Genomic DNA, 22,516 nt, shown 5'->3' on the forward strand with positions numbered 1-22,516 from the left:
TATATTCATCCTGAGTGGGATTAAGAAGGGAGATTAAAGCAGCGATAGCCTGTTCATTTCCTACTGCTATCTTTCCTAAAATATTAGCAACTCTCCTACGGGTATATTCAGTCTGAGTATCATGAAGAAGGGAGATTAAAGTAGCGATCACCTGTTCATTCCCTACTGCTATCTCTCTGAAAATATCAGCAACACTCCAACGGATATCTCTATCCTGAGTGTCATGAAGAAGGAAGATTAAAGCAGTGATAGCCTGTTCATTTCCTACTGCTATCTTTTCTAAAATTCCAGCAACTCTCCCACGGGTATATTCATCCTGAGTGTCATGAAGAAGGGATATTAAAGTAGTGATAGCCTGTTCATTCCCTACATCTATCTTTCCTAAAATCCCAGCAACTCTCCCACAGGTATATTCATCCTTAGTCTTAGTTTCATGAAGAAGGGAGATTAAAGCAGTGATAGCCTGTTCATTCCCTACTGCTATCTTTCCTAAACTCTCAGCAACACTTATATGGCTATCTTCACACCGACTGTCTTGGAGGAGGAAGATTAAAGCCGGAATTACTCTTTCTGTATCAGTCAATGATAAAGTTTTTCTGGCATCTTCTGGAATAGGATCAATAAAAGTTATCCATCTCTGTTTTCCAATATCAAAATAACCAAATCCACATTTGATAATTTGCTCTATAATTTCATCAGCAAGGGAACGAATTTTAAACTCAGCAATGGCTATACACGTTTTGAATAAAGCCTGATCACCATAAAAATCATTTACACCATCTGCAAAATTTACTAATACTCGAATAAATTCTTCTTTTTTATCATCAATATTTTTTCTTCCCATCCACAACAAAAACACCTCATTCCACTCATTCTCAAAAATGCGATATTTCTTACCCTCAACAGGTTTATCTACATGATTTCTAGGTAAAAAATAATCCCAATCATCAATCACACAAGCTGCAAAATATTCTGCAAAACTCAGGTGAAAGAAAGCATAAACCCTTTCATCAGTTTTTTGATCACGATAAACCCAATTTAACCAACCTAACTTTTCTGCTAACTCAAACTCCTCTAAACTCATGACATCTTTAATCACAGACTCCTTGAGACTGATTTGTTTATCAATCATCCTCAACGCCAAATTTCCCAAAGCCTGATTTAACTGTTGTCTTTGCGCTGCTGTGGTGACAAATTCCCCTTTTTTCCATTCATAAGTTGCATCCACAAAACGCTGATACAAATTCGCTTTAGTTTCCGGTAATTCCCCTTGCAAAAAATACCAACTCTGACACAATATTGCCAACCGCAAAGGGTTTTTGACTAAATCAAAAATGCGGCTGTGTTGGGGTGCGGTTAACTTTTGCTGTAACTGTTCCCCTAACTCCGGTTTTTCCGCTTTTTCATACCACTGCTGAATAAAATTTCCCACCTGGACATCACTAAAAGCCAGAGTGCGATAGTAGTCAAAATTAGCTATGGGGTTAGGTTGCCAAACATTGAGACGACAGGTGAGAATTACCCTAGTCCAAGTTACCCATCCTTCTAATAGGCTATTGAGTTGGGATAAAGGTGAGTTTGCGGTGGTTTTCATCTCATCCACCCCATCCAACAGCAACCACACTCGCTTATGCTTAAACTGTTGCTGAAAATCTGCCACTAAAGCGGGTGTAACCGTAATTTGGGAGGGAATAAATTCTAAAGCCTCTTCTAGCCAAGTATGCAGTAAATAGTCTTTTAGGATTCTATTGTCTAAGCGACTGAGACTAATACAAATAGGGCTAGAATAATCAGGATTATCTGCTAAATATTCGGCAATTTTGCTTAACCAAGTGGTTTTTCCTGCCCCTGGTTCTCCAATAATTGCTAAATTTTTGGTTTGCTGGCCTATGACTTCATCAATAAATTGCTGATATTCGTATTGTTTGGTAATTTCTTCTGTTTTTAATTCATATTGCTGCATACCCTCAGCCGCATCGGGAAAGGGTGTTTCTTCCTTACGTCGTGAGGGTTTGGGTTGAATTAAGCCTAATGGGACAAAGATTTCTATTTCGTGTTTTAATTCGGTGATTTGTCGTCTTAATCGTTGTTGATCTTGCTGTTTTTGTAGCATTTTCTGGCATACTTCCGGCCAATTAATGGGAGTTGACTTTATCCCAATCTCCCCATTGGGCGACTGTAGTCACGTAATATTAACTTCACCCTCGTTACTCTGTATAAATACGTTTTTATCTCCCTTAATTTCTTCTGCGAATTTGCTAAAATTATAATTTTTAATAACTGAATCCTGATTTTTAATTTCTTCTGCTTTCGCTTTAATTTCCTTAGCAGTTTCCGAATGATTATTATTAACTGCTGTTTCCACATCTAACACAGCTTTAGCAATTTCCGGGTCTTTCTTGGCTGCTGCGGTGAGTTCTAACACTGCTTGACCATAATCTAATGGCTGGGTTTCAGTTGAGTTAACAACCTTAATTAATCGCGGTACTAGCTTCTTTTCCCGTAGCTTGGTGATTAATTCCCCTACTTGTGTCCAGATGACATCACCAATATTTTCGCCAATTTTCTCTAATGGTTTACTGGCTATAGTGACAATAGCAGTTACAACAGCTACGAGTGTTATAGATTCCATAAATTCCCTATAAATCTAAGTCTGACTGAAGATTATATCACGAGATTATACCACGTTGCGGACTGCTTGTAGCAGCGTTTCGCTATCGCTGTTTCACAAAAGTTCTTACAAAACTCATCAATGGGGAATTTCGTATTTTTGGAATAGCAAACAAATTTTAAAAAGTTTTAGTCATGGATATAGCTACTATTCTTTTAACAGCACTACAGCTACCCGTTGCACATTCCCCCAATCCCTTCTTGAAGTGTGGATTTTGTTTATGTAGCTGCGATTTCTAGTCACCAGAGTTGGTATGAATTTAGACTATAAATCTTGCTCTTTTAATAACTCATTTACCCAAATCAAATCAGTTTCTTGAATTGGGGGAACTGGTTCGGAATTATAATCTATTGCTAAATCTAAACCAGCACGATCAAATAAATCCTGAATCACATTTTGTAAATCTACTAAGGGTTCTATATCTTCTTTTTGTAGAGGTAAGAAAAAGGCGGGAATTGCTTCTGATAAATTAAAAGGATATAATTCTGCTCTAGGTCGTAATTGACTACGACTAACTAAAATTTGATAATCTGATTTAATATTATTATCTAATATGGGCATAGATTCACCAGCACGTAATAAATCTATTTCGACTAAATGTGTAGAACTTCCTAATATTTGCAATCGTTTAGTTTGATATGCTTTTCTTCCTTCTCCTTGACGTTTATTTTTAGGTGATAGCAATTCAATTACTGTGATCACTTCACCTGTAGCAACTTCTCTCACTTCTAAATAAGTTTCTCTAATTTCTTCTGGTATGGGGATATTTACTGTTACGGGTTTAACAGGTGGAGAAACTACAGCAATGTTAGATGATTTCTGAGTTGTAGGTTTTAAAGAACGGGCGATCGCCACATCAGGAATACCAATTAAAACAGAGTTGCGATCAGTATCATGATAAACTCTTTTTTCTACTGCTACTCTGTATTTTGGTCGCAACTGTGGTATCAATGACTCAGCTAGTAATGTCAGAATCCAATGATGTACTTCTGGCCAGAGTTCAGGATTTTCTAAGTAGGGGTTCATTCCTGGAAATGGTGAAGGCATAATAAATAAATTATCGGTTAAATATCTTTTAACCTACAGCATAGCAAAATTTTTTCCTGAAATTGATTTCATAGTTTAATCCGATTTTTCTTCTTTTCTATTTAATTCTGTGCAGTTGGGAGAGAAAATACTGAGTTGCTAGAGTAGGTTGATCTGATTCGATGAGCGATCGCACTACAGCTACCCGTTGCGCCCCTGCCTTCGTCACATCATTAAGATTACTCATATCTATTCCCCCAATTGCAAACCAGGGAATCTGACAATTTTGGGATACATATTTCACATACTCTAAACCCGCTGCGGCTTTACCTACTTTAGTCGGTGTTTCATACACAGGCCCCACACCAATATAATCCGCACCTTCGGCAATTGCCCCTTGCATTTCTTGGGGATTTGTGGTAGAGCGTCCGATAATGCGCTGATGTCCCAGTAATTGACGCGCTACAGCAATGGGTATATCCTGTTGTCCCAAATGGACACCATCAGCATCTACAGCCAAAGCTAAATCTACCCGATCATTAATAATGAATAAAGCCCCATAATGGTGACATAATTCACGCAGTCTTATCGCCCGTTCTAAGCGGATTAAATCATCAGCGGTCTTTTCCCGATACTGTAACAGAGTTAATCCACCTTGAAGAGCCGCTTCGGTAATTGCGAATAAATTATCTGCGGGAGATGTTACCAGATATAAATGCGATCGCCATAATAACTGATGACGCTGATAACCCATCAAATTACTTTCCAGGGTATAAACTTGATAACGCATTTGTTTACAAGCCGCTCCCATATTCCCATGATAAAGCTTGCCATATTCTTCTAATACGCGCAACGCTTCCTGCACCCGGCAAAAATTAGCCTGTAATAGCGATGTAATATCAGCCCGTTGTTCCTCTTGGGGATGACTCAAATCCGTTCCTGGATCACCCGGTGTATCTCGTGCTGCGCGGATTTCTGCCGTATGCCAAGTACCCAACTCCTGACGCAAGTGTTTACATATACCTGAAAACTGGGCATTATTTAAACCAAACCGACACCATTCTTCAATAATTCGCAATCCTTCACGAGCGCGATCTAAATTAGCATCTAAAATGCGATAAACAGTTTGTTGTGTGTGACTATGGGCTGAAACCATTACAAAACCTCATTTTTAATGCTTTTATAGTAATAGCCAGCCTGATTCATATTTTAATATTTTAATTATTAAATACTTGCTAACTAATCGTGGTCAATTTGTCAAAATATAAGTAACATCGTAGACATACTATCATGAAATAGTATAAAAATTAATTGTATAACAGTTGATATCCAGTCTCAGATCCAAATAGACTTTCAATGTTGTTGCTATAAATTTTAGAGGAGTTTTATAAAAAATGATAGTCCCCCAAAAATCTGTGAACACCCGACAAAACTCCCTGAGTTGCTCAATTTTGAGTTTAACAGTTGGTTTAGGAGTAACGAGTACAATACTCTTCATAACCAGTGCAAGTAGTGTCTTCGCTCAAGTTCCGAGGGTTGGCGAACAAATACTTCAAGGTGAAAAAACAATCTCTCAGATTAACCAGTCATTTGTCAACCCCAGTACAGGAAATGACAAAACAGGTAATGGTAGTATCAGCGCACCTTGGCGGACAATTAGCCAAGCCCTAGAAGCATCACCATCTAATAGTGTAATTATCCTCTCTCCCGGTACATATAGCGTCCAAAGTGGAGAAGTATTTCCTTTAATGTTGAAACCAGGTATAGCCATTCAAGGCAACATTAACAATAAAGGCCAAACTGTGACAATTACTGGTGGTGGCGAATTTCTCAGTCGCAAGTTTGGTGGTCAAAATGTGGCTATTATCGGTGCTAACCAAGCTAGTTTAAGTGGTGTCACCGTCACTAATACCAATCCTCGTGGTTATGGACTATGGATTGAATCCAGTAATATTATAGTTCGGGAAAATACCTTTACTAATAATACCCAAGATGGAATTGCTGTCGCTGGTGATGGGACACCCAGCATTAGTAAAAATGTTTTTGTTCGCAATGGTGCTAATGGCATAACTATTTCTGGAAATGCTCGCCCCGAAATCAGGGAAAATATCTTTCAAGAAACTGGTTTTGGGATTAATATTGCCCAAAATGCGTCTCCGGTGGTGGTAGCTAACCAAATTCAGAATAATAGATCGGGGATTATTGTCCAAGCAAATGCTACACCAATGTTAAGGAATAATTTGATTCAAGGTAACAGAGAAGATGGTCTAGTTGTAATTGCCCAAGCTAGACCAGATTTAGGTAGTAGTTTTGACCCAGGAAAGAATATCTTTCGGAATAATGGTCGTCATGATATCAACGCCCAAACTGCGAAGTTGGTGATTTCTGCGGCGGGAAATAATTTGGTTAGTAGTCGCATCAGTGGTAAAGTGGATCTTCAAGGTACAACCGCATCTACAGCCAGAAATCCTGGTGCTAATTCTTTATCAACAGAAACTTCAGCCCGCAGGCCAATCACATTTTCTGCCCCCACAGTTCCCAATGCTCCTAATCAAAGAACGGTAACACCTTTAAAAATTAAACCCGTTTCTAATCCCAATCAATTGCCACGAGTACCAAATAATCTATCTAATCCATCCCAATTTAATTATACTCAACTTGATTCTGGTGCTATTGAATTTGTAGCTCCTCAAGCAGCCACAGGGGAAAATATGCAAAATTCAGCCCCAATATCAGACCCTCAAATTTATACAGCTACTGGGCAAAATGTCAGTTACCGGGTGCTAGTGTTGGTTGCAAATCAGCAGCAACAGAATTTAGTCAGTTCTCTGGTTACTGATGCTTTTCCCAAGGTTTGGCAAGGCCGCAGGGTGATGCAGGTGGGAGTTTTCAATAGTCAAGAAAGTGCCTCGGAAATGGTTAACCTCTTCAATAGCAAAGGTTTAAAATCAGTGGTTGAGGCTGTGAAATAATTGGGGATTGGTCATTTGTCATTGGTAACAACCGACAACTGTACGGGCGAAGCATTTGGAGAACTATTTTTGACAATGACCGATAATTTATCTTCCAAATGCTTCGCCCCTACTGACAACTGACTAAAATGCCAACTCCAATCTTTCACTAGTCATAGATTTGAGTTTGGATGTGAAGGATTCGGTGCGATCGCTCTTTTGGGGCATAAACTTACCAATAGGGGGATGATTGGCCGTTGCTGGTAGCATTAACTGTTGGGCAGGTGGGGGGGAAATTTCCTCAATAATTTGCTGTTGTCTGATATTTGCTGTTAATTGATCAGAAGGAGATGCTGGGACTGGATTTTCCGGCTCAAAGTCCCGTTTCTCTGCTGTTGGCTGTAAATTATTATTTATTTGATACTTATAACTCACTGGAGCAGGTAATAAACGAAGATTTTTATATTCTTCCATCCTGATTTCCTGTTTAGTGGGTGGTAAAACTTGTAGAGACCCAGAAGTGAGACGTTCAGGGAATTTGCTACAAATCATGCGCTCAAATTCCATGTTGAAATGGTAGGTTGTCTCGCCCTTTCGCCGCCAAAAGGTCAAGATTTGCTGTACAGATATGGCTTTATAACGACCTTGATACAAAGCTTCAACAACTGCTAAATGTAACCAATGCAGGGGATATTCAGATTGCCATTGGTTAACTAGCTCACTAGCATTGTGTCCGTTGAGATCAAAGCTGTAGTGAGTTAATAACTTAGCTGCTAGTTCGGCAGGAGGTGCGAAAGTTTGAGTGACCGGGGCTGTTGTTAACATGGGCTGTGAGTTATAGGCAATAGGTATAAACATTTCACCCATCGCATCTAGCCTAACGTACTTTTAGCTACATGAGTAGTTTTTCTCACCAGCAGCAAAAGTGATAGGCAGTGTTTTCCATTCTACTTGTCAATTGCTGATATGCAAAACAACATAAGGTGAATTAATAACTTTTGTGCGTTGACTGGTGACTAATGCCTGATACACCATGGCTGCAACCTCGGCACGGGTGGCTTCCCTCGTGGGTGCTAGTAAATTGGGATCTGGATAATTAACAATAATTTTTTGCTGGGTAGCGATGGTAACTGCTGTCCGGGCATATTCGGGAATTTTATCTTGGTCAATATAGGTCAAGGTTTTTTGAGCAGTGGCCGCAAGTCCCAGTCCGTTGACCAAGGAGACTATGACTTGTAGCCGTTGGACGTTTTGGGTAGGACGGAAGGTGCGATCGCTAAATCCGCCCACAAAACCGCCTCTAGCTGCGATTTCAATGGCGTTAGCTGCCCAAAAATCCTTGGCTATGTCTGTAAATTCTGGGGACGGACGTTTGGCTGGGGGATTAAAAGCCGTAGCAATTAAAGCTGTATATTGAGCGCGGCTCATGGCTTGATCTGGTTGGTATGTGCCATCAGCAAAACCCTGGGTTAAGTTCATACTAACTAATGCCCGAATAAATGGTTCGGCCCAATGGCCAACAATATCGGAAAAAGAGGGAATCTCTGTCTCTGGTTTGACAATATAGGCAGAGGGAAGGGGATTTTCTTGTCCTGTGGCGACTAATGCCTGATAAATTAGGACTGCGACTTCAGCGCGAGTAATTTCCCGCAATGGTTCTAATTGATCTGGTTGAGGATAATTGACAACTAATAGTTTTTGCGTAGCCACTGTCACTGCACTGGTAGCGTAACTGGGAATTTGAGCGCGATCGCTGTATACCATCAAGACGTTAGGATTACCACCACTCAAGTTTAAACCGTTGACAATGGAGACTAGGGCTTGAATTTTGGTTAAGTTATTTTCTGGTCGAAATGTGCCATCGGGAAAGCCTTTTAAAAAGCCTCTATCGGCGGCACTGGCTATGGCTTTGGCAGCCCAAAAGTCGGATTTGACATCTTTGAATTTATCTAGTTGATTACTTTCCGGTAGTTGAAATGTCTTCGTCATCAAAGCTGCATATTGAGCGCGGGTAATGGGTGTGGCTGGTTGAAAAGTGCCATCAGGAAAACCACTGATAATATCTTTACTGACTAGGGCTTCCACGAAGGCTGCCGCCCAATGTCCTTCTAAATCAGCAAATCTACTGCTGACTCCGATTTGACTGGGGGTGTCAGCGGTAGCAGCGATGAAATCTATCGCCCCAATCACCTGGGGAAGACTTAATTGATTACCAACGGAGATGATTTTTTGATCTGTAACATTTTGTAAATCAAATTTACCCTGTTCTCGAAAAATGTTGTCTGCTGGGTCTTGGGGACTGCCTAAGTCGGGAACGGCATTACCGGCGATTAAAAGACCACCTTGGGTGTTACTAGTGATGAGATTCCGCCGTAATACTGGTTTAGCATCACGGGAAAGGGCGATCGCTGTGCCATTGGCACAAAGTTGATTATTTGCTACTAAAGGCGCGGCAAAATCACTAATGGCTATGCCCAAAGCATTATTTTCAAATACATTCCGCAGCACTTCCCCTTTGCTATTCTTAGCTATGACTAATCCACACACTTTATTGTTAATAAACAAATTATCTACAATCCCTGGTTTCGCATTACCAGTTATGAAAATTCCTTCTCTGGTACAGTTCTTAAATGTACTGTTGGCCACGGTAGGTATTGATGATTCAATCCACACGCCAGTACCTTTTGCGGCAGGATTAATCACCGTCACACCTAAAAGACTCGCATCACTTAGTAAAAGAAAAGTGATATTCTGTACCCCGAAACTAGGACTTTGATATTCACCACTGCCAGAAATGATCATCTCCTGGCCTTTATTTGCCTCATTTCCTACTACCAACACTCCCGGTGGAATGGTCAAGGGAAATACCTCCCCATTGGCTGTGCTATAAGTTCCACTAGCTAACTGAATAATTGTTGATGCTTTTGCCTGTTTCAGGGCGCTGGTAATACTTTTTAGGGGACTAGGACGAGAACCCGTATTAGCATCATTTCCTGTATCAGGATTAACATAGAGGGTGGCAACAAGACTAGAATTAACCATTGATTGTTAAACGAATAAGGTTTTAATGGTGACATCCATAATTAACCATACTTTTAACACACTCAATATTTCAAGTCGGTAATAAATAAAAATTTACACAAAAGTATCACAGCTTGAGGTGTTTGCCACTCTCAAGAAATTACCTGTCTCCACCACTATATGAACCTGACCAAACAATAAACCACAAATTACGACATCTTCCATAAATAAAGTTTAAGTTAATACCAGTATAACTTTAAGTTAAATTGCGTATTTAGGTAAAAGACAAGAAAAAATTGATAATCGACAATTTAAAACTGGTTTTCATAAGTATTTAAACATGGCAAAATAGATCGTAATAACATAGCCAATGTTCAGGTAATGAACTTAAATAGTAGGAAATACCAAAAGCACATATTACTAAAAGTACAGGAACAACTGTAGTAAATTCTAACTTGCCTTTTTTGATCACTTCTAAGCAAGAGTTAACAATCACTAGAGGCCATAAAATAGTGATGATCACAAACATGATCAAGGATAAAAATTTCTCCTGTGGGGAAGATGTAGGGTGACGAAGAGAAAATGTTAACCAATTAGTAAAAAAATAGCCAGTCATGAGAACATAGCTAATAACTAAAGTTAATTGGATTTGATTCACTGAACTACCTACGCCTTTAATAATATAAGTTCTCAAAAATATATCTATTGAAGATATGTTTTAAGTGAATGCTAAAAACAAATTAAGAAGTGATCATGCCATACTTTAAAGTTCAGTTTTAAAGTTTGTTATGTCTATTAATGTTAATTAGCTGTTTCTACACTTGTATAGCACAGATATGAGAAAAGTGTCAAATAAAATTCAGGATTAAATCCTCTCAAATTATTTTAATTTGAGGTTGAGATAATATCTTAGCAGTCGGGAATAAAACCCTATTTTAGATGGAGTTTTATTTTATGACCAACTAATGCCCTCACCAGTAAGGTGGTTGCGATAAAATTGTAAAAAAAGGGAGAAAAATTTATATATTGGGAATTTAAACTTGGTAATTAGAAGAAGTCCGATAACTATACCCGATAGTAGAATCTTTTTGAATGTGTTGTTTAATACTATCAAAATCTATAAATTCATCAGCCACATCAATTAGGTGATTTCTAGAACGCGCTTCACTATCGCTAGTTGTTGTTTGCAAGCCAATTACTTCTACTCTAGCGCCCACATTACTAACTGCATGAACAGCATAGGATAAATCTCCGTCGCCACTAACTAAGACGGCTGTATCATAATAGGGTGCTAAAGTAATCATGTCAACGGCAATTTCTACGTTCAAATTTGGTTTTTTGTAATTATCGACAACTACACTCATATCTTTAGTAACTACACGATAGCCGTTACGACGCATCCATAAAAGAAATCCCTGTTGCTTTTCGTTGCCACTATCCATTCCTGTGTAAAATAAAGCACGTAATAACCGAGAAGTTTTTGTTAGCCGACAAAGCAATTTTACATAATCAATTTCAATTCCCAATTGTAATGCGGCATGAAATAAATTTAACCCGTCAATAAAAATTGCTACTCGTCCACGATTGTCATCCTCATTAAAGCTGATATTATTAGCTGGATTAGGTTCTTTAGGCTTAATATTGCCTTTGGTTGCTGGGCTTTGCCAATGAGGTTTTTCTTTAAGTTCTTTATATTCGTTTGTTTTTTTGCTAAAATCGTCAAACTGCATTGATACCTCTGAATATTAAAGTGGGGATGTTGTTGTAGGTAAACTGACAATAGCTGAATTTTGACTAATTTGTTGCCACAGTCTTGGTTGAATTAATACCTATCAGGTAGATTTTAGCCGATTTCTTCTAAGTGAATATGATATTTTGCCGTTTACCTGCATATACTTTACACAAAATGCCCACTTTTGGGCGAAATTCACTATTTATATCCAAAAATTATCTTTTAGTTTTATGGGTAAAGTCTGCTGTGTGAGCTTACAGGCAAAGATTCTTAAATCAAACTTAATTACTGTTGGGAAATGGAGAGAGAGGGATTCGAACCCTCGTATACATTTCTGCATAACAGACTTTCCAGGTCTGCGCCTTCAACCACTCGGCCATCTCTCCAGGTGTCTCGTTTTGCTATATTACAATAGGATTAAAAAAAAAGCAACCATTTTGGAAAAGATATTTTTATGGCTAAGGCCAGGCTGCGCTATTATCACTCCCTGACCTGAAAGTGCAGAGTTTTCAAGCAATCTTCTTATAATTAAGTGTGAAACTCCAAATCCGCAAATCTAAAAATCAAGATGGTTCAAACCCACACAATTAAAGTTTACAATCGCCAAACTGGGACATCACATACTCTCGAAGTTCCTGAAGACCGCTATATCTTACACACCGCTGAACACAATGGGACAGAATTGCCCTTTTCTTGTCGAAATGGGGCTTGTACAACCTGCGCTGTGAGAGTTTTATCAGGAGAAATTCATCAACCAGAAGCCATTGGGCTTTCTCCTGATTTACGTCGCCAAGGTTACGCTTTATTATGTGTAAGTTACGCTCGTTCTGATTTGGAAGTGGAAACACAAGATGAAGATGAAGTTTATGAACTTCAGTTTGGGCGGTTTTTTGGTAAGGGCAAAGTTAAAGCGGGTTTACCCTTAGATGAGGACTAAGATTTTTTGTGTGTTCATGTTAATGAATTTGATAGCGAGGATGGCTGCTGTAGTAGTCAGTCTTCGCGTTTTTGTACCGAAAATAATTATATTAGCTAGTTTGTTACTGTTGGTGAGTTGTCAAAGCCACAACAATTCCTCAACCATTCCCGCTAATGTAAAAATAGCACGGGTTGTGAGTGGACAAAGTTTGGAAGTTTTGGGAATGGAAGCACAACCCAATTTAATTTCCCAAGTCCGATTAATTGGTTTAGATGCACCAGATATCCGCCAACTTCCTTGGGGGGATGATGCTAAACAATTAGTAGAAACTTTAATTGGTGGTGCAAATCAAGCTGTGAATCTGGAATTTGATTTAGAAGCGAAGGATAAATTTAACCGAACTTTGGCTTATGTATGGAAAGATAAACTGTTGTTAAATGAAGAAGTTGTCAAACAAGGATATGCTTTATTTGTAGCGCGATCGCCTAATCACAAATACGACCAACGCCTAGAACGCGCCCAACAATGGGCAAGAATCATGGGAAAAGGCATCTGGAATCCCGATAAACCCATGCGAATCACCCCCGGAGAATTTCGCCGTCTCTCTCGTTAAATATAGGTAATATATCATCCGTTAAAAAACGACAACTGACAACCGACAACTGACCACTGACCACTGACCACTGACAACCGACAAATATGCAAATTTTTCTAGATATTGCTACAGAAGCAGCTTTAGCCGCAGGTGTAGTTTTACAAGATTATTTAGGTAAATTAGAAGACGCAATCACCGAAAAAGGCCGTCCTGGTGATTTAGTTACCGCTGCTGATAAAGCTTCTGAACAGGTAATTTTAGAAGTATTGCGTCGCCATTTTCCCCAACATTCTATCCTGGCTGAAGAGTCGGGAAAACTGGGAAATCAAGATAATGAATTTCTCTGGGCGATTGACCCTCTCGATGGTACAACCAATTACGCCCATCAATATCCCTGTTTCGCTGTTTCTATTGGTTTGATGATTCAAGGTGTCCCCAAGGTGGGAGTAATTTATGACCCTTTTCGGGATGAGTTATTTCGGGCTGCTGCTGGTTTAGGTGCAACCCGTAACCGTCGCCCTATTCAGGTTTCTCAAACAGCGGAATTAGGTAAAAGCCTGTTAGTCAGTGGATTTGCCTATGACAGACGGGAAACCCCTGACAACAATTATGCCGAGTTTTGTCATCTTACCCATCTTACCCAAGGTGTGAGACGTGATGGTGCAGCAGCTTTGGATTTAGCTTATGTAGCCTGTGGTCGAGTTGATGGTTATTGGGAAAGGGGAATTGCGCCTTGGGATGTTGTGGCTGGGATAATATTAGTCCAGGAAGCGGGAGGAAATGTGACTGCTTATGATGGGACTCCGATCAAAATTGAGTCGGGAAGAATTTTAGCTACTAATGGTTATCTGCACGATAGCCTCAGTCAAGAATTGATGAAAGTTCCCCGTTTAGCAAGTTGGACGTAATTTTTCTATGATGTTTGTGGGTTAGAAACTTGCGTTTTTTCATGAGTCGGTTTTAACCGACTTTTGCTATTAGACAGGGAATTTATTCAGGGGAAACGCATCTAAATTATCTTGACAAAATACTATGTTAGTGAATCAATTTGTAAAAATATCTAATTTCATTCAAAAATTGATTAATTTCTCGATTAAAATTCTAAAAATTTAATAAATTTAGGGTAATTATTTATTGTTAATAATAAATTTATTTTGTTCAGTTCTATATATTAATATACTCAAAACGGTTGGGACATGGACTTTTGTGAAATCACGAAAAACCTAGATTTGTAGGAGTTTAGCATTGCTAAACCCCTACCCCAGAATCAAATAATTAAGGTGTGTTGAGTATAAACATCCAGCTATATCTAATACTTTAATTAATTCCGGTATTGCTGTTATCTCATTTGATTTTTCTTCTACCCCACAAATTACTGCACAAATTATTTGTTCCTTGGGTTTATTTTCAGGACAACTGACAACTAACAACTGTACGGGCGAAGCATTTGGAGAACTATTTTTGGCAATGACCGATAATTTATCTTCCAAATGCTTCGCCCCNNNGGGCGAAGCATTTGGAGAACTATTTTTGGCAATGACCGATAATTTATCTTCCAAATGCTTCGCCCCTACTAACAACTGACAACTAACAACTAACAAATTAAATTAATCCCAGTTCGCGTTTTAATAAATTAATGGACTGTGTGCCGATATAATTTTCACAGCGAATGAGTTTAGGTGGACGAATTAGGTCTTCTAAGACTGTTTGCATAGCTGATTGTGCGGTAGAATAGCTGACTTGATCCGTACAAAAGATAATTTCTGAGCGTTTGACGATAGCGTGTAGTTTATAAGCATCCTTGGGTTGGGCAGTCATTACCAATAATTCATCCCCGCGTAAACCGTGTAAAATGACTTCTGTGGCTCTGAGAATGCCAGGACTAAGGCTAACTATGCCGATACAACTAGATTTGGCTAGGCTTTTAACTACAGCGAGTTCCTTGCTATAATCGTGAATATCTAAAGGAATAACCCGGACAGCTTTTGGTGCAGCGATCGCTTCCACTTCTCCGATAAAATAACGACTGGTGACTAATGTGGCTGAGGTAGTTTGGTCGAGGACGCTGATAAGTTCTTCCATTGCTACGAGTTGGACTGGGATTTGCAGGGATTCTTCCAACTCATTAATCATTAATTCCCCAGCCCCAATATCTTGAGATGGGGTTACTACTAATACTCTGGCACTACAACGCAAACGCCAGTCCACTTCCGCTAAAAATATTTCCCTGGCTTGATTGAGAGAACAGCCTTGACTAAGTAACTCATCTAGGGCTTGTTGCACTACCTTATAAGCATCAGGATGTTGTTTAAGCATGGGTGACTGGGATTTACTTCCACCCTCATGACCTTGGGTGCGGACATAGATTCCTGAACCTGCTAGACTTTCAACAAATCCTTGTTCCTCCAATTGGCGGTAAACTTTACTAATGGTATTGCGATGTAATCCAGTTTGCATTGCTAAAGCTCTGGTACTGGGCAGTTTATATGCAGGTGTATATTGCCCAGAGGCGATCGCAAATCGGATTTGATTAAATAGTTGATTAGATGCAGGAATTTCACTATCTGGCTGAATACGAAATTGAATCATTACCCATCCTGCTCCATAAGACTTATCCAAATGGCCATAATTTACCTGTTAAATATATGATTGATAAGTTAGTTTGCTTTGGAAAATATTACCACAGAAGAATACACCGATTTAGGAGTCAACAGTCAGAATGAATGAAGTAGGTTGGCCGCTCCGCCAACAGGGCTAATAAATATTATTAATTCTCGCCTATTCCCTTACTACCAACTTAATTATGACAGAGCCAACAATAAACACTTCAACAATTCAAATTTCTGAAGATAATTTGCAAATCGCCGCTTATTTAGCTAAACCAACAGCAACCGGTTCTTATCCAGGAATTGTGGTTTTACAAGAGATTTTTGGCGTTAATGTGCATATTCGGGATGTCACAGAACGGATTGCTAAACTGGGATATGTAGCGATCGCCCCAGCACTGTTTCAGCGTCAAGCGCCTGGATTTGAGACTGGTTATACTCCTGACGGGATAGAAACAGGTAGAAATTATGCCTCACAAACTACAGCATCAGAACTTTTAGGCGATATTCAAGCAGCTATTAACTACCTGAAAACTTTACCCCAAGTCAAACCAGATGGATTTGGTTGTATTGGCTTTTGTTTTGGTGGTCACGTCGCCTATTTAGCTGCTACTCTCACTGATATTCAAGCCACTGCGTCCTTTTATGGTGCGGGAATTACTACCCGGACTCCTGGCGGTGGAAATCCCACTGTGACGCGAACATCAGAGATTAAAGGCACTATCTACACCTTTTTTGGTGCGGAAGATGCGAGTATTCCTCCAGAACAAGTGGAAGAGATTGCCGCCGAATTTGCAAAATATAACATTTCTCATCGGCTGTTTCGCTACGATGGATCTGATCATGGGTTTTTTTGTGACCGTCGTGCCAGTTATAATCCTAAAGCTGCGGCGGACGCTTGGGTGCAAGTCCAACAACTTTTTAGCCAATTGTCCTGACAACTGACAACTGACAACTGTACGGGCGAAGCATTTGGAGAACTATTTTTTGCAATAACCGATAATTTATCTTCCAAATGCTTCGCCCCTACTGACAAATAACAACTAACAACTAACAATTTATCTTCAACCGTCATGAATTCCGAATCTAAACTTTCTCAAACAGCCAATTCGTCTTTTTCAATGGACGATTTTGCCAAAGCACTGGAAAAACACGATTACCAATTTCAAAAAGGACAAGTTGTTCGTGGCAAAATATTCCAAGTTGACCACGACGGTGCTTATGTTGACATTGGTGGTAAATCGTCGGCGTTTCTTCCCCAAGAGGAGGCTTCTTTGAGAGCAGTAACTGATTTGTCGGAAATATTACCGATGGATGAGGAACTAGAGTTTTTAATTATTCGGGATCAGGATGCTGAAGGTCAAGTTACCATTTCCCGTAAGCAATTGGAAATGCGGCAGATTTGGGAAAAACTAGCAGAAATACAAGAGAATTCCCAAACTGTTCAAGTGCGGGTAACAGGTGTTAATAAAGGTGGTGTCACTGTTGATCTTTTTGGTTTACGAGGTTTTATTCCGCGATCGCACCTGTCCGAACGTGATAACCTAGATGCACTCAAAGGTCAAAGTCTGACTGTGGGTTTTTTAGAAATTAATCGGGAAACCAATAAACTCGTTCTTTCTCAACGTTTAGCGGCTCGTTCTAGCAACTTCAGCCTATTACAAATAGGTCAATTGGTAGAGGGAAAAATCACAGGCATCAAACCTTTTGGTGTATTTGTAGATTTTAATGGTGTCAGCGCCTTACTACACATCAAACAAGTTAGCCAAAAATTCATTGAATCTTTAGACAAAGTCTTTCAAATTGGTCAACCAATCAAAGCTGTAATTATTGATTTAGACGAAGGTAAAGGTCGAGTGGCGATTTCTACCAGAGTCTTGGAAAACCACCCTGGTGAAGTTGTGGAAAACTTTGCAGAAGTCATGGCTTCAGCCGAATCTCGTGCTAATCGTGCGGCTAATAAAACTGCTGAATAGGTAATTGGTAATTGGTAATTGGTAGTGCGGGCATCTTGCCCGCTCTAATAATATTAGAGAACTCCACAAAAAAGATGATCCAATTGAACGCAGATAAACGCAGATAAACGCAGATGAAGAGGGATAAATTAATTAATGGATTTCATGTTTCTGTGCAGCCTGATGTAAAATTGGTATAAGCTAAATATTAAAGAATCAGTCCGTAAAGAAATAGGATATAAAACTTCTATTTATGGATAATTTACCTGAAAATAAATCTAATTGCAATGCCGGTGGTGGTTTACCTGTCATCCAATACTGGATAGAAAAAACTCTGTCACCCCAAGGTTTACAATTATGGCAAACTCTCAATCATAAAAGTGCTTGTTTATCCTGTGCTTGGGGTACGGGTGGACAAAAGGGAGGCTTTGTAAATGAAGCGGGAGAATATTTACAACGTTGTGCTAAAAGTGTGGAAGCAATTGCAGCAGAATTGCAACCAGGAATTAAACAAGATTTTTTTCAAAAATATAATATTAGTGAATTACAACAACTGACTTCTCAAGAATGTGATGATTTAGGGAGGCTTAGTTATCCTCTGATTCTCAAATCAGGTTCATCCCATTATCAACGCATTAGTTGGGAAGAAGTTTACCAAATTGCAACGACAGCTTTTCAACAACTACCAGAAAAGATTGCTAGTTATAGTTCTGGACGTTCTTCCAATGAAGCTGCTTATTTATTACAGTTATTAATGAGATCGCTTGGTAGTAATAATTTAGCAGATTGTTCTGATTTATGTCACGCTCCCTCCACCATCGGCTTAAAAAAAGTTTTCGGTTCAGGGACATCAATGGTAAGTTTAGAAGGCTTACAACATAGTGATTGTCTAGTTTTAATTGGTTCTAACGCACCGGCAAATCATCCGCGATTAATGAACGAATTAATCCAATTGCGGGCAAGAGGCGGTAAAGTAATTATTATTAACCCCCAAATTGAAATCGGTTTAGTTAAATTTGCCTCTCCTGCGTTTCCCATCAAATCTTTACTCACAGGTGGTTCAGATATATCTTCTTTATATTTACAACCGATTCCTGGTAGTGATGTGGCGTTATTTGTGGGGTTGCAAAAATCTCTAATTGAACAGAATTTAATTAAAAGAGAATATCTCGCGTCTTTCACTAAAAACTGGCAACAAATTATAGATTATGCAGAAGATATATCTTGGGATAATATCACTAATACCTGCGGTTTATCTCAAGAAGAAATTACAGCCACAGCTTATCTAATTGGTAAATCAGAAAGTGTAGTATTTGCTTGGGCTATGGGAATCACCCAACAAGCCAACGGTGTAGATAATGTTTTTAGTATCGCAAATACAGCCTTAATTACAGGTAACGCTGGTAAAATTGGCGCAGGAACAATGCCCATTCGTGGACATTCCAACGTGCAAGGATTTGGTTCAATGGGTGTCACCGTCAATTTGCGCGAAGAAATCAAACAAGCATTATCAAAACTATTAGGAAAACCCGTCAGTGAAACTCCTGGTTATCATACCCGTGATTTAATAGCAGCAGCAGAATTAGGAAAGATCAATACTCTCTTTTGTTTAGGGGGAAATTTGTATGCAGCTAACCCCGATTTACAGCAAGCAAAAGAGGCTTTATCGCAAATTGAAACCATTTTTTATGCAGCGACAAAACCGAATTTAGGACATTTTCACGGATTAGCTAAACAGCAAACTTTAATTTTACCTGTTTTCAATCGCTTTGAAAATCCCCATAGGACGACAACGGAATCAGGTAATAATTTTGTCAGATTAAATGATGCAGGTAAAAGTCATTTACAACCAGATAATTCTGATTTGATTTCCGAAGTTGAATTAATTACAGAAATTGCTCATCGGTTACATGATGAAAATCCGATTAATTGGCGTAAATTACAAGATACAGTTTATGTCAGAGAATTAATTGCTAAAACTATTCCTGGTTATGACAAAATAGGTAAAATTGATCAAACTCAGGAAGAATTTACTATTACAGGGCGAATTTTTGAAGAACCAAAATTTCCCACTTCTGATGGTAAAGCGCAGATGTTTGTCACACCCTTACCCCAATTATCCTTACCGCATAAATCAGCTTTTGGTGTTGAGAAAAATCAATCAGGAATTGTCTTAATATTAGGAACAGGACGGAGTTATGGACAACATAATACAGTAGTTTATCGCAGTGAAGATAAATATCGCAATATGCCCCATCGTCATTGTATTTTAATGAATAGTTTGGATATTAAAAAAGCAGGATTTCAGGAACATCAACGAGTTACAGTTAAAGGAAATGCGGGAGAATTAGAGAATATTGAAATTATTTGTGGTGCAATTCGTGAAGGTGTAGCTTTCATGTTTTATCCTGAAACTAATGTTTTATTTAAAGCAGAAATTGATCCAAAAAGTGGGACACCTGCTTATAAAAGAGTTCCGGTTTTTGTGTTAAAATAATAATGGCAATCAGGTTAGATTAATAAATTAAACTTTCCAAACCTTTTTCACGGACTAAATGCAATAATTTAAGAGCCGCGCCTGTAGGTCGTTTTTGCCCAATTTCCCATTTTTGAACAGTTGATGAACTGATGTTTAAAATAGCAGCAAAAACAGATTGGCTGACATTAAATGATTCACGAAGTTGCTTAATTTGTTGAGGTTCTAGCGGTTCAATTGGCGGTAAACACAAGCTATCAAATTCGCGTAACGTAACTTGACTCATTACACCAGCCTTGTATAGACCTATAGCAGTTTCGTGAACAGCCTCAAGAATTGCTGACTTCTTCTTCCTCATTACAGATTACCTCTATTAATTCATCTTTCAATTTTGCTGTTTCAAGAGCCTCTGCTGTTAAAGACAGCAGTTCTGATGACAGTTTTTTCAAGGCTTCTTTTTCATCCTGATCAATATTGCTACGCTCGTTTTTTGGAAACCCAAACACAAAAAACCAACTATCTTCCTTGTTAGTAGCAACCAATGTACGGAAACCAGCCCTCTTTCCTTTTCCAGAACGGGCAATGCGTTTTTTAAATAGTCCACCTCCTAGATCCGCGTCGTAAAGACCTGCTACCATTTCTGCAACAGCATTACAGAGACTAGAATCATTTAACTTCTGATCTTTTGCCCAACGGTTAAACCATCGGGTTTTGTAAATTGCCATATTAGTTTCCTTTAAATAAAGTATATCACTTGGTCCTATAATAGGCAATAATCAAAACTACCTATCCAACTGGATATGCTGCTTTTTCACAATCTTTACTGGTAGCGACAAAAGCTGTTTTGATTGGATGAAACATGATAACCGCCGGAATATCAGAAATTAATCAGCAGAATTTAACCTCCAGAGTTGGTTAGCAATGGTATCATTCGAGTATTACAAAAAGTAAAGGGCAATTTTACTATGACCAAAGCACCTGTTGCTCCTGTGGTGCTAGTCATTCTAGATGGATGGGGCTACTGTGAGGAAACGCGAGGAAACGCTATTACCGCTGCCAAAACTCCGATTATGGACAGTTTATGGGCAGTCTATCCCCACACCCTCATTCGCACATCAGGAAAAGCCGTAGGGTTGCCAGAAGGTCAAATGGGCAACTCGGAAGTTGGTCATTTGAACATTGGGGCTGGTCGAGTCGTACCCCAAGAACTGGTACGGATCTCAGATGCTGTAGAAGACGGTTCTTTAGCCGCAAACCCAGCCCTTGTCAAAATTTGCCAGGAAGTGCGTTCTGCTAATGGCAAGTTACATCTAGTGGGGCTTTGTTCTGATGGCGGGGTGCATTCCCATATTACCCATCTATTTGGACTACTTGACTTAGCAAAGGAACAGCAACTTTCACAAGTTTGTATCCACGCCATTACTGATGGCCGTGACACCAAACCCAAAGATGCTATCAACGTCATCCAGCAATTGGCAGACTATATAGATCAAGTTGGCATTGGTGAAATCGCTACTATCAGCGGTCGCTATTATGCCATGGATCGTGATAACCGTTGGGATCGAGTCCAACGCGCTTACGATGTGATGACAACAGATGGTTCTGGGAATGGACTCACTGCTGTCGAGACAGTGCAAGCAGCTTACGCTGAAAGTATTACTGATGAGTTTATTCTCCCAGTCCGTCTGCAACCAGGCGCGGTAGAATCTGGTGATGGGGTTATATTTTTCAATTTCCGCCCTGACCGGGCTAGAGAACTAACTCAAGCCTTTGTCAGTCAGACTTTTAACGGTTTTGCAAGACAGCCAATTCAGCCGCTTTCCTTTGTAACTTTTACCCAGTATGATCCAGAATTACCTGTTTCTGTGGCTTTTGCGCCGCAAAATCTGAGTAATATTCTTGGTGAAGTTATCGCTAATCGTGGTTTAAAACAGTTTAGAACTGCGGAAACTGAAAAATATGCCCACGTTACCTACTTCTTTAACGGGGGACTGGAAGAACCCTGTGAGGGAGAAGACCGGGAATTAGTCAGTAGTCCCATGGTGGCAACTTATGATCAAGCCCCGGCGATGTCAGCACAAGCTGTGACAGATGTGGCGATCGCTGCCATGAGAAAGGGCATTTACTCCCTAGTCGTGATGAACTATGCTAACCCAGACATGGTAGGGCATACGGGGCAAATCCCAGCTACTGTGACAGCGATTGAAGCAGTAGATAAATGTTTAGGTCGTCTGATTGATGCTATTGGTAAAGCAGGTGGTACAGCAATTATTACTGCTGATCATGGCAATGCTGAGTATATGCTAGATGAAGGCGGTCATCCGTGGACAGCGCATACTACTAACCCAGTTCCGTTAATTTTGGTAGAAGGTGAAAAAGCCAAAATACCCGGATATGGAACAAATGTGGAATTAAGAAATGATGGCAAATTAGCCGATATTGCCCCAACTATTCTGGATATTTTACAGATATCCCAACCACAAGAAATGACAGGGCGATCATTACTTAAAGCCGCAGAATATGATTTACAACTAACTCGTACTCCTGTACAAATAGGTTTGTAA

Annotated in this window: 21 protein-coding genes and 1 tRNA gene; 8 read left to right on the forward strand and 14 right to left on the reverse strand. The window is 39.4% G+C overall.

Annotation, left to right across the window (positions count from 1 at the left end):
• The 4 genes from AN490_RS08030 to AN490_RS08045 form a co-directional block, all read right to left on the reverse strand.
• A partial coding sequence (locus tag AN490_RS08030; protein ID WP_300001541.1) for a HEAT repeat domain-containing protein occupies window positions 1-2,113 on the reverse strand: 2,113 nt, incomplete at its 3' end.
• A 69-nt stretch (window positions 2,114-2,182) separates the two neighbouring features.
• On the reverse strand, window positions 2,183-2,632 hold the full coding sequence (locus AN490_RS08035) for a hypothetical protein (protein WP_300001543.1): 450 nt from the start codon (window positions 2,630-2,632) through the stop codon (window positions 2,183-2,185).
• Between the two features lie 303 nt (window positions 2,633-2,935).
• Window positions 2,936-3,718, reverse strand: coding sequence for a DUF4058 family protein (locus tag AN490_RS08040; RefSeq protein ID WP_168651233.1), 783 nt, complete (start codon window positions 3,716-3,718; stop codon window positions 2,936-2,938).
• A 97-nt stretch (window positions 3,719-3,815) separates the two neighbouring features.
• Window positions 3,816-4,853, reverse strand: coding sequence for a thiamine phosphate synthase (locus tag AN490_RS08045; RefSeq protein ID WP_300001547.1), 1,038 nt, complete (start codon window positions 4,851-4,853; stop codon window positions 3,816-3,818).
• Window positions 4,854-5,091: 238 nt separating this feature from the next.
• On the opposite strand from AN490_RS08045, the gene AN490_RS08050 reads away from it, so the two are divergent.
• Window positions 5,092-6,669 carry a DUF1565 domain-containing protein gene (locus AN490_RS08050; protein WP_300001548.1) on the forward strand — a complete coding sequence of 526 codons (1,578 nt, stop codon included), beginning with the start codon at window positions 5,092-5,094 and terminating at the stop codon, window positions 6,667-6,669.
• An 11-nt stretch (window positions 6,670-6,680) separates the two neighbouring features.
• Here the strand turns inward: AN490_RS08050 and AN490_RS08055 are convergent, their stop codons facing one another.
• The 6 genes from AN490_RS08055 to AN490_RS08080 all read right to left on the reverse strand — a co-directional run bounded on the left by AN490_RS08055 (window position 6,681) and on the right by AN490_RS08080 (window position 11,787).
• Window positions 6,681-6,818 carry a hypothetical protein gene (locus tag AN490_RS08055; RefSeq protein ID WP_300001550.1) on the reverse strand — a complete coding sequence of 46 codons (138 nt, stop codon included), beginning with the start codon at window positions 6,816-6,818 and terminating at the stop codon, window positions 6,681-6,683.
• On the reverse strand, window positions 6,793-7,506 hold the full coding sequence (locus AN490_RS08060; RefSeq protein WP_300001552.1) for a hypothetical protein: 714 nt from the start codon (window positions 7,504-7,506) through the stop codon (window positions 6,793-6,795). The genes AN490_RS08055 and AN490_RS08060 overlap by 26 nt, the downstream gene beginning before the upstream one ends.
• 96 nt (window positions 7,507-7,602) lie before the next feature.
• Complete coding sequence (locus AN490_RS08065) at window positions 7,603-9,690, reverse strand: S-layer homology domain-containing protein (protein WP_300001553.1); 2,088 nt, start codon at window positions 9,688-9,690, stop codon at window positions 7,603-7,605.
• A gap of 313 nt (window positions 9,691-10,003) precedes the next feature.
• Complete coding sequence (locus AN490_RS08070; RefSeq protein ID WP_015079258.1) at window positions 10,004-10,327, reverse strand: hypothetical protein; 324 nt, start codon at window positions 10,325-10,327, stop codon at window positions 10,004-10,006.
• A gap of 376 nt (window positions 10,328-10,703) precedes the next feature.
• Window positions 10,704-11,399: an NYN domain-containing protein gene (locus tag AN490_RS08075; RefSeq protein WP_300001556.1), complete on the reverse strand. Its 696-nt coding sequence runs from the start codon at window positions 11,397-11,399 to the stop codon at window positions 10,704-10,706.
• A 301-nt stretch (window positions 11,400-11,700) separates the two neighbouring features.
• Window positions 11,701-11,787, reverse strand: a tRNA-Ser gene (locus AN490_RS08080).
• 182 nt (window positions 11,788-11,969) lie between these two features.
• On the opposite strand from AN490_RS08080, the gene AN490_RS08085 reads away from it, so the two are divergent.
• The 3 genes from AN490_RS08085 (at window position 11,970) to AN490_RS08095 (ending at window position 13,823) form a co-directional block, all read left to right on the forward strand.
• Window positions 11,970-12,338: a 2Fe-2S iron-sulfur cluster-binding protein gene (locus tag AN490_RS08085; RefSeq protein ID WP_015079256.1), complete on the forward strand. Its 369-nt coding sequence runs from the start codon at window positions 11,970-11,972 to the stop codon at window positions 12,336-12,338.
• 16 nt (window positions 12,339-12,354) lie between these two features.
• Window positions 12,355-12,933 carry a thermonuclease family protein gene (locus tag AN490_RS08090; protein WP_300001877.1) on the forward strand — a complete coding sequence of 193 codons (579 nt, stop codon included), beginning with the start codon at window positions 12,355-12,357 and terminating at the stop codon, window positions 12,931-12,933.
• Between the two features lie 86 nt (window positions 12,934-13,019).
• Entirely contained in the window at window positions 13,020-13,823 is an 804-nt protein-coding gene (locus AN490_RS08095; RefSeq protein ID WP_015079254.1) for an inositol monophosphatase family protein, read from the forward strand.
• Between the two features lie 694 nt (window positions 13,824-14,517).
• Here AN490_RS08095 and AN490_RS08100 read toward each other — a convergent pair.
• Complete coding sequence (locus tag AN490_RS08100; protein WP_300001559.1) at window positions 14,518-15,504, reverse strand: GntR family transcriptional regulator; 987 nt, start codon at window positions 15,502-15,504, stop codon at window positions 14,518-14,520.
• A 214-nt stretch (window positions 15,505-15,718) separates the two neighbouring features.
• Here AN490_RS08100 and AN490_RS08105 point away from each other — a divergent pair, with 214 nt between their 5' ends.
• Complete coding sequence (locus AN490_RS08105) at window positions 15,719-16,459, forward strand: dienelactone hydrolase family protein (protein ID WP_300001561.1); 741 nt, start codon at window positions 15,719-15,721, stop codon at window positions 16,457-16,459.
• Here the strand turns inward: AN490_RS08105 and AN490_RS08110 are convergent.
• A complete protein-coding gene (locus tag AN490_RS08110; RefSeq protein ID WP_300001563.1) occupies window positions 16,393-16,596 on the reverse strand; it encodes a hypothetical protein in 204 nt (67 codons plus the stop codon). The genes AN490_RS08105 and AN490_RS08110 overlap by 67 nt on opposite strands.
• Between AN490_RS08110 and AN490_RS08115 the strand changes: the two genes are divergently transcribed.
• A complete protein-coding gene (locus AN490_RS08115) occupies window positions 16,595-17,497 on the forward strand; it encodes a S1 RNA-binding domain-containing protein (RefSeq protein ID WP_168634148.1) in 903 nt (300 codons plus the stop codon). The genes AN490_RS08110 and AN490_RS08115 overlap by 2 nt on opposite strands.
• Before the next feature lie 232 nt (window positions 17,498-17,729).
• Entirely contained in the window at window positions 17,730-19,973 is a 2,244-nt protein-coding gene (locus tag AN490_RS08120) for an FdhF/YdeP family oxidoreductase (RefSeq protein WP_300001567.1), read from the forward strand.
• Window positions 19,974-19,992: 19 nt separating this feature from the next.
• On the opposite strand, the gene AN490_RS08125 is transcribed toward AN490_RS08120, so the two are convergent.
• Together AN490_RS08125 and AN490_RS08130 are read right to left on the reverse strand one after the other, a co-directional pair.
• A complete protein-coding gene (locus tag AN490_RS08125; RefSeq protein WP_015079248.1) occupies window positions 19,993-20,310 on the reverse strand; it encodes a DNA-binding transcriptional regulator in 318 nt (105 codons plus the stop codon).
• Window positions 20,282-20,677, reverse strand: a complete 396-nt coding sequence (locus tag AN490_RS08130) for a type II toxin-antitoxin system RelE/ParE family toxin (RefSeq protein ID WP_300001571.1) — start codon at window positions 20,675-20,677, stop codon at window positions 20,282-20,284. Before AN490_RS08130 ends, AN490_RS08125 begins: the two co-directional genes overlap by 29 nt.
• A 240-nt stretch (window positions 20,678-20,917) precedes the next feature.
• On the opposite strand from AN490_RS08130, the gene gpmI reads away from it, so the two are divergent.
• On the forward strand, window positions 20,918-22,516 hold the full coding sequence (gene gpmI, locus AN490_RS08135; RefSeq protein ID WP_300001574.1) for a 2,3-bisphosphoglycerate-independent phosphoglycerate mutase: 1,599 nt from the start codon (window positions 20,918-20,920) through the stop codon (window positions 22,514-22,516).

This window comes from Anabaena sp. AL09 (assembly GCF_001672255.1).
Lineage (GTDB): Bacteria > Cyanobacteriota > Cyanobacteriia > Cyanobacteriales > Nostocaceae > Dolichospermum > Dolichospermum lemmermannii.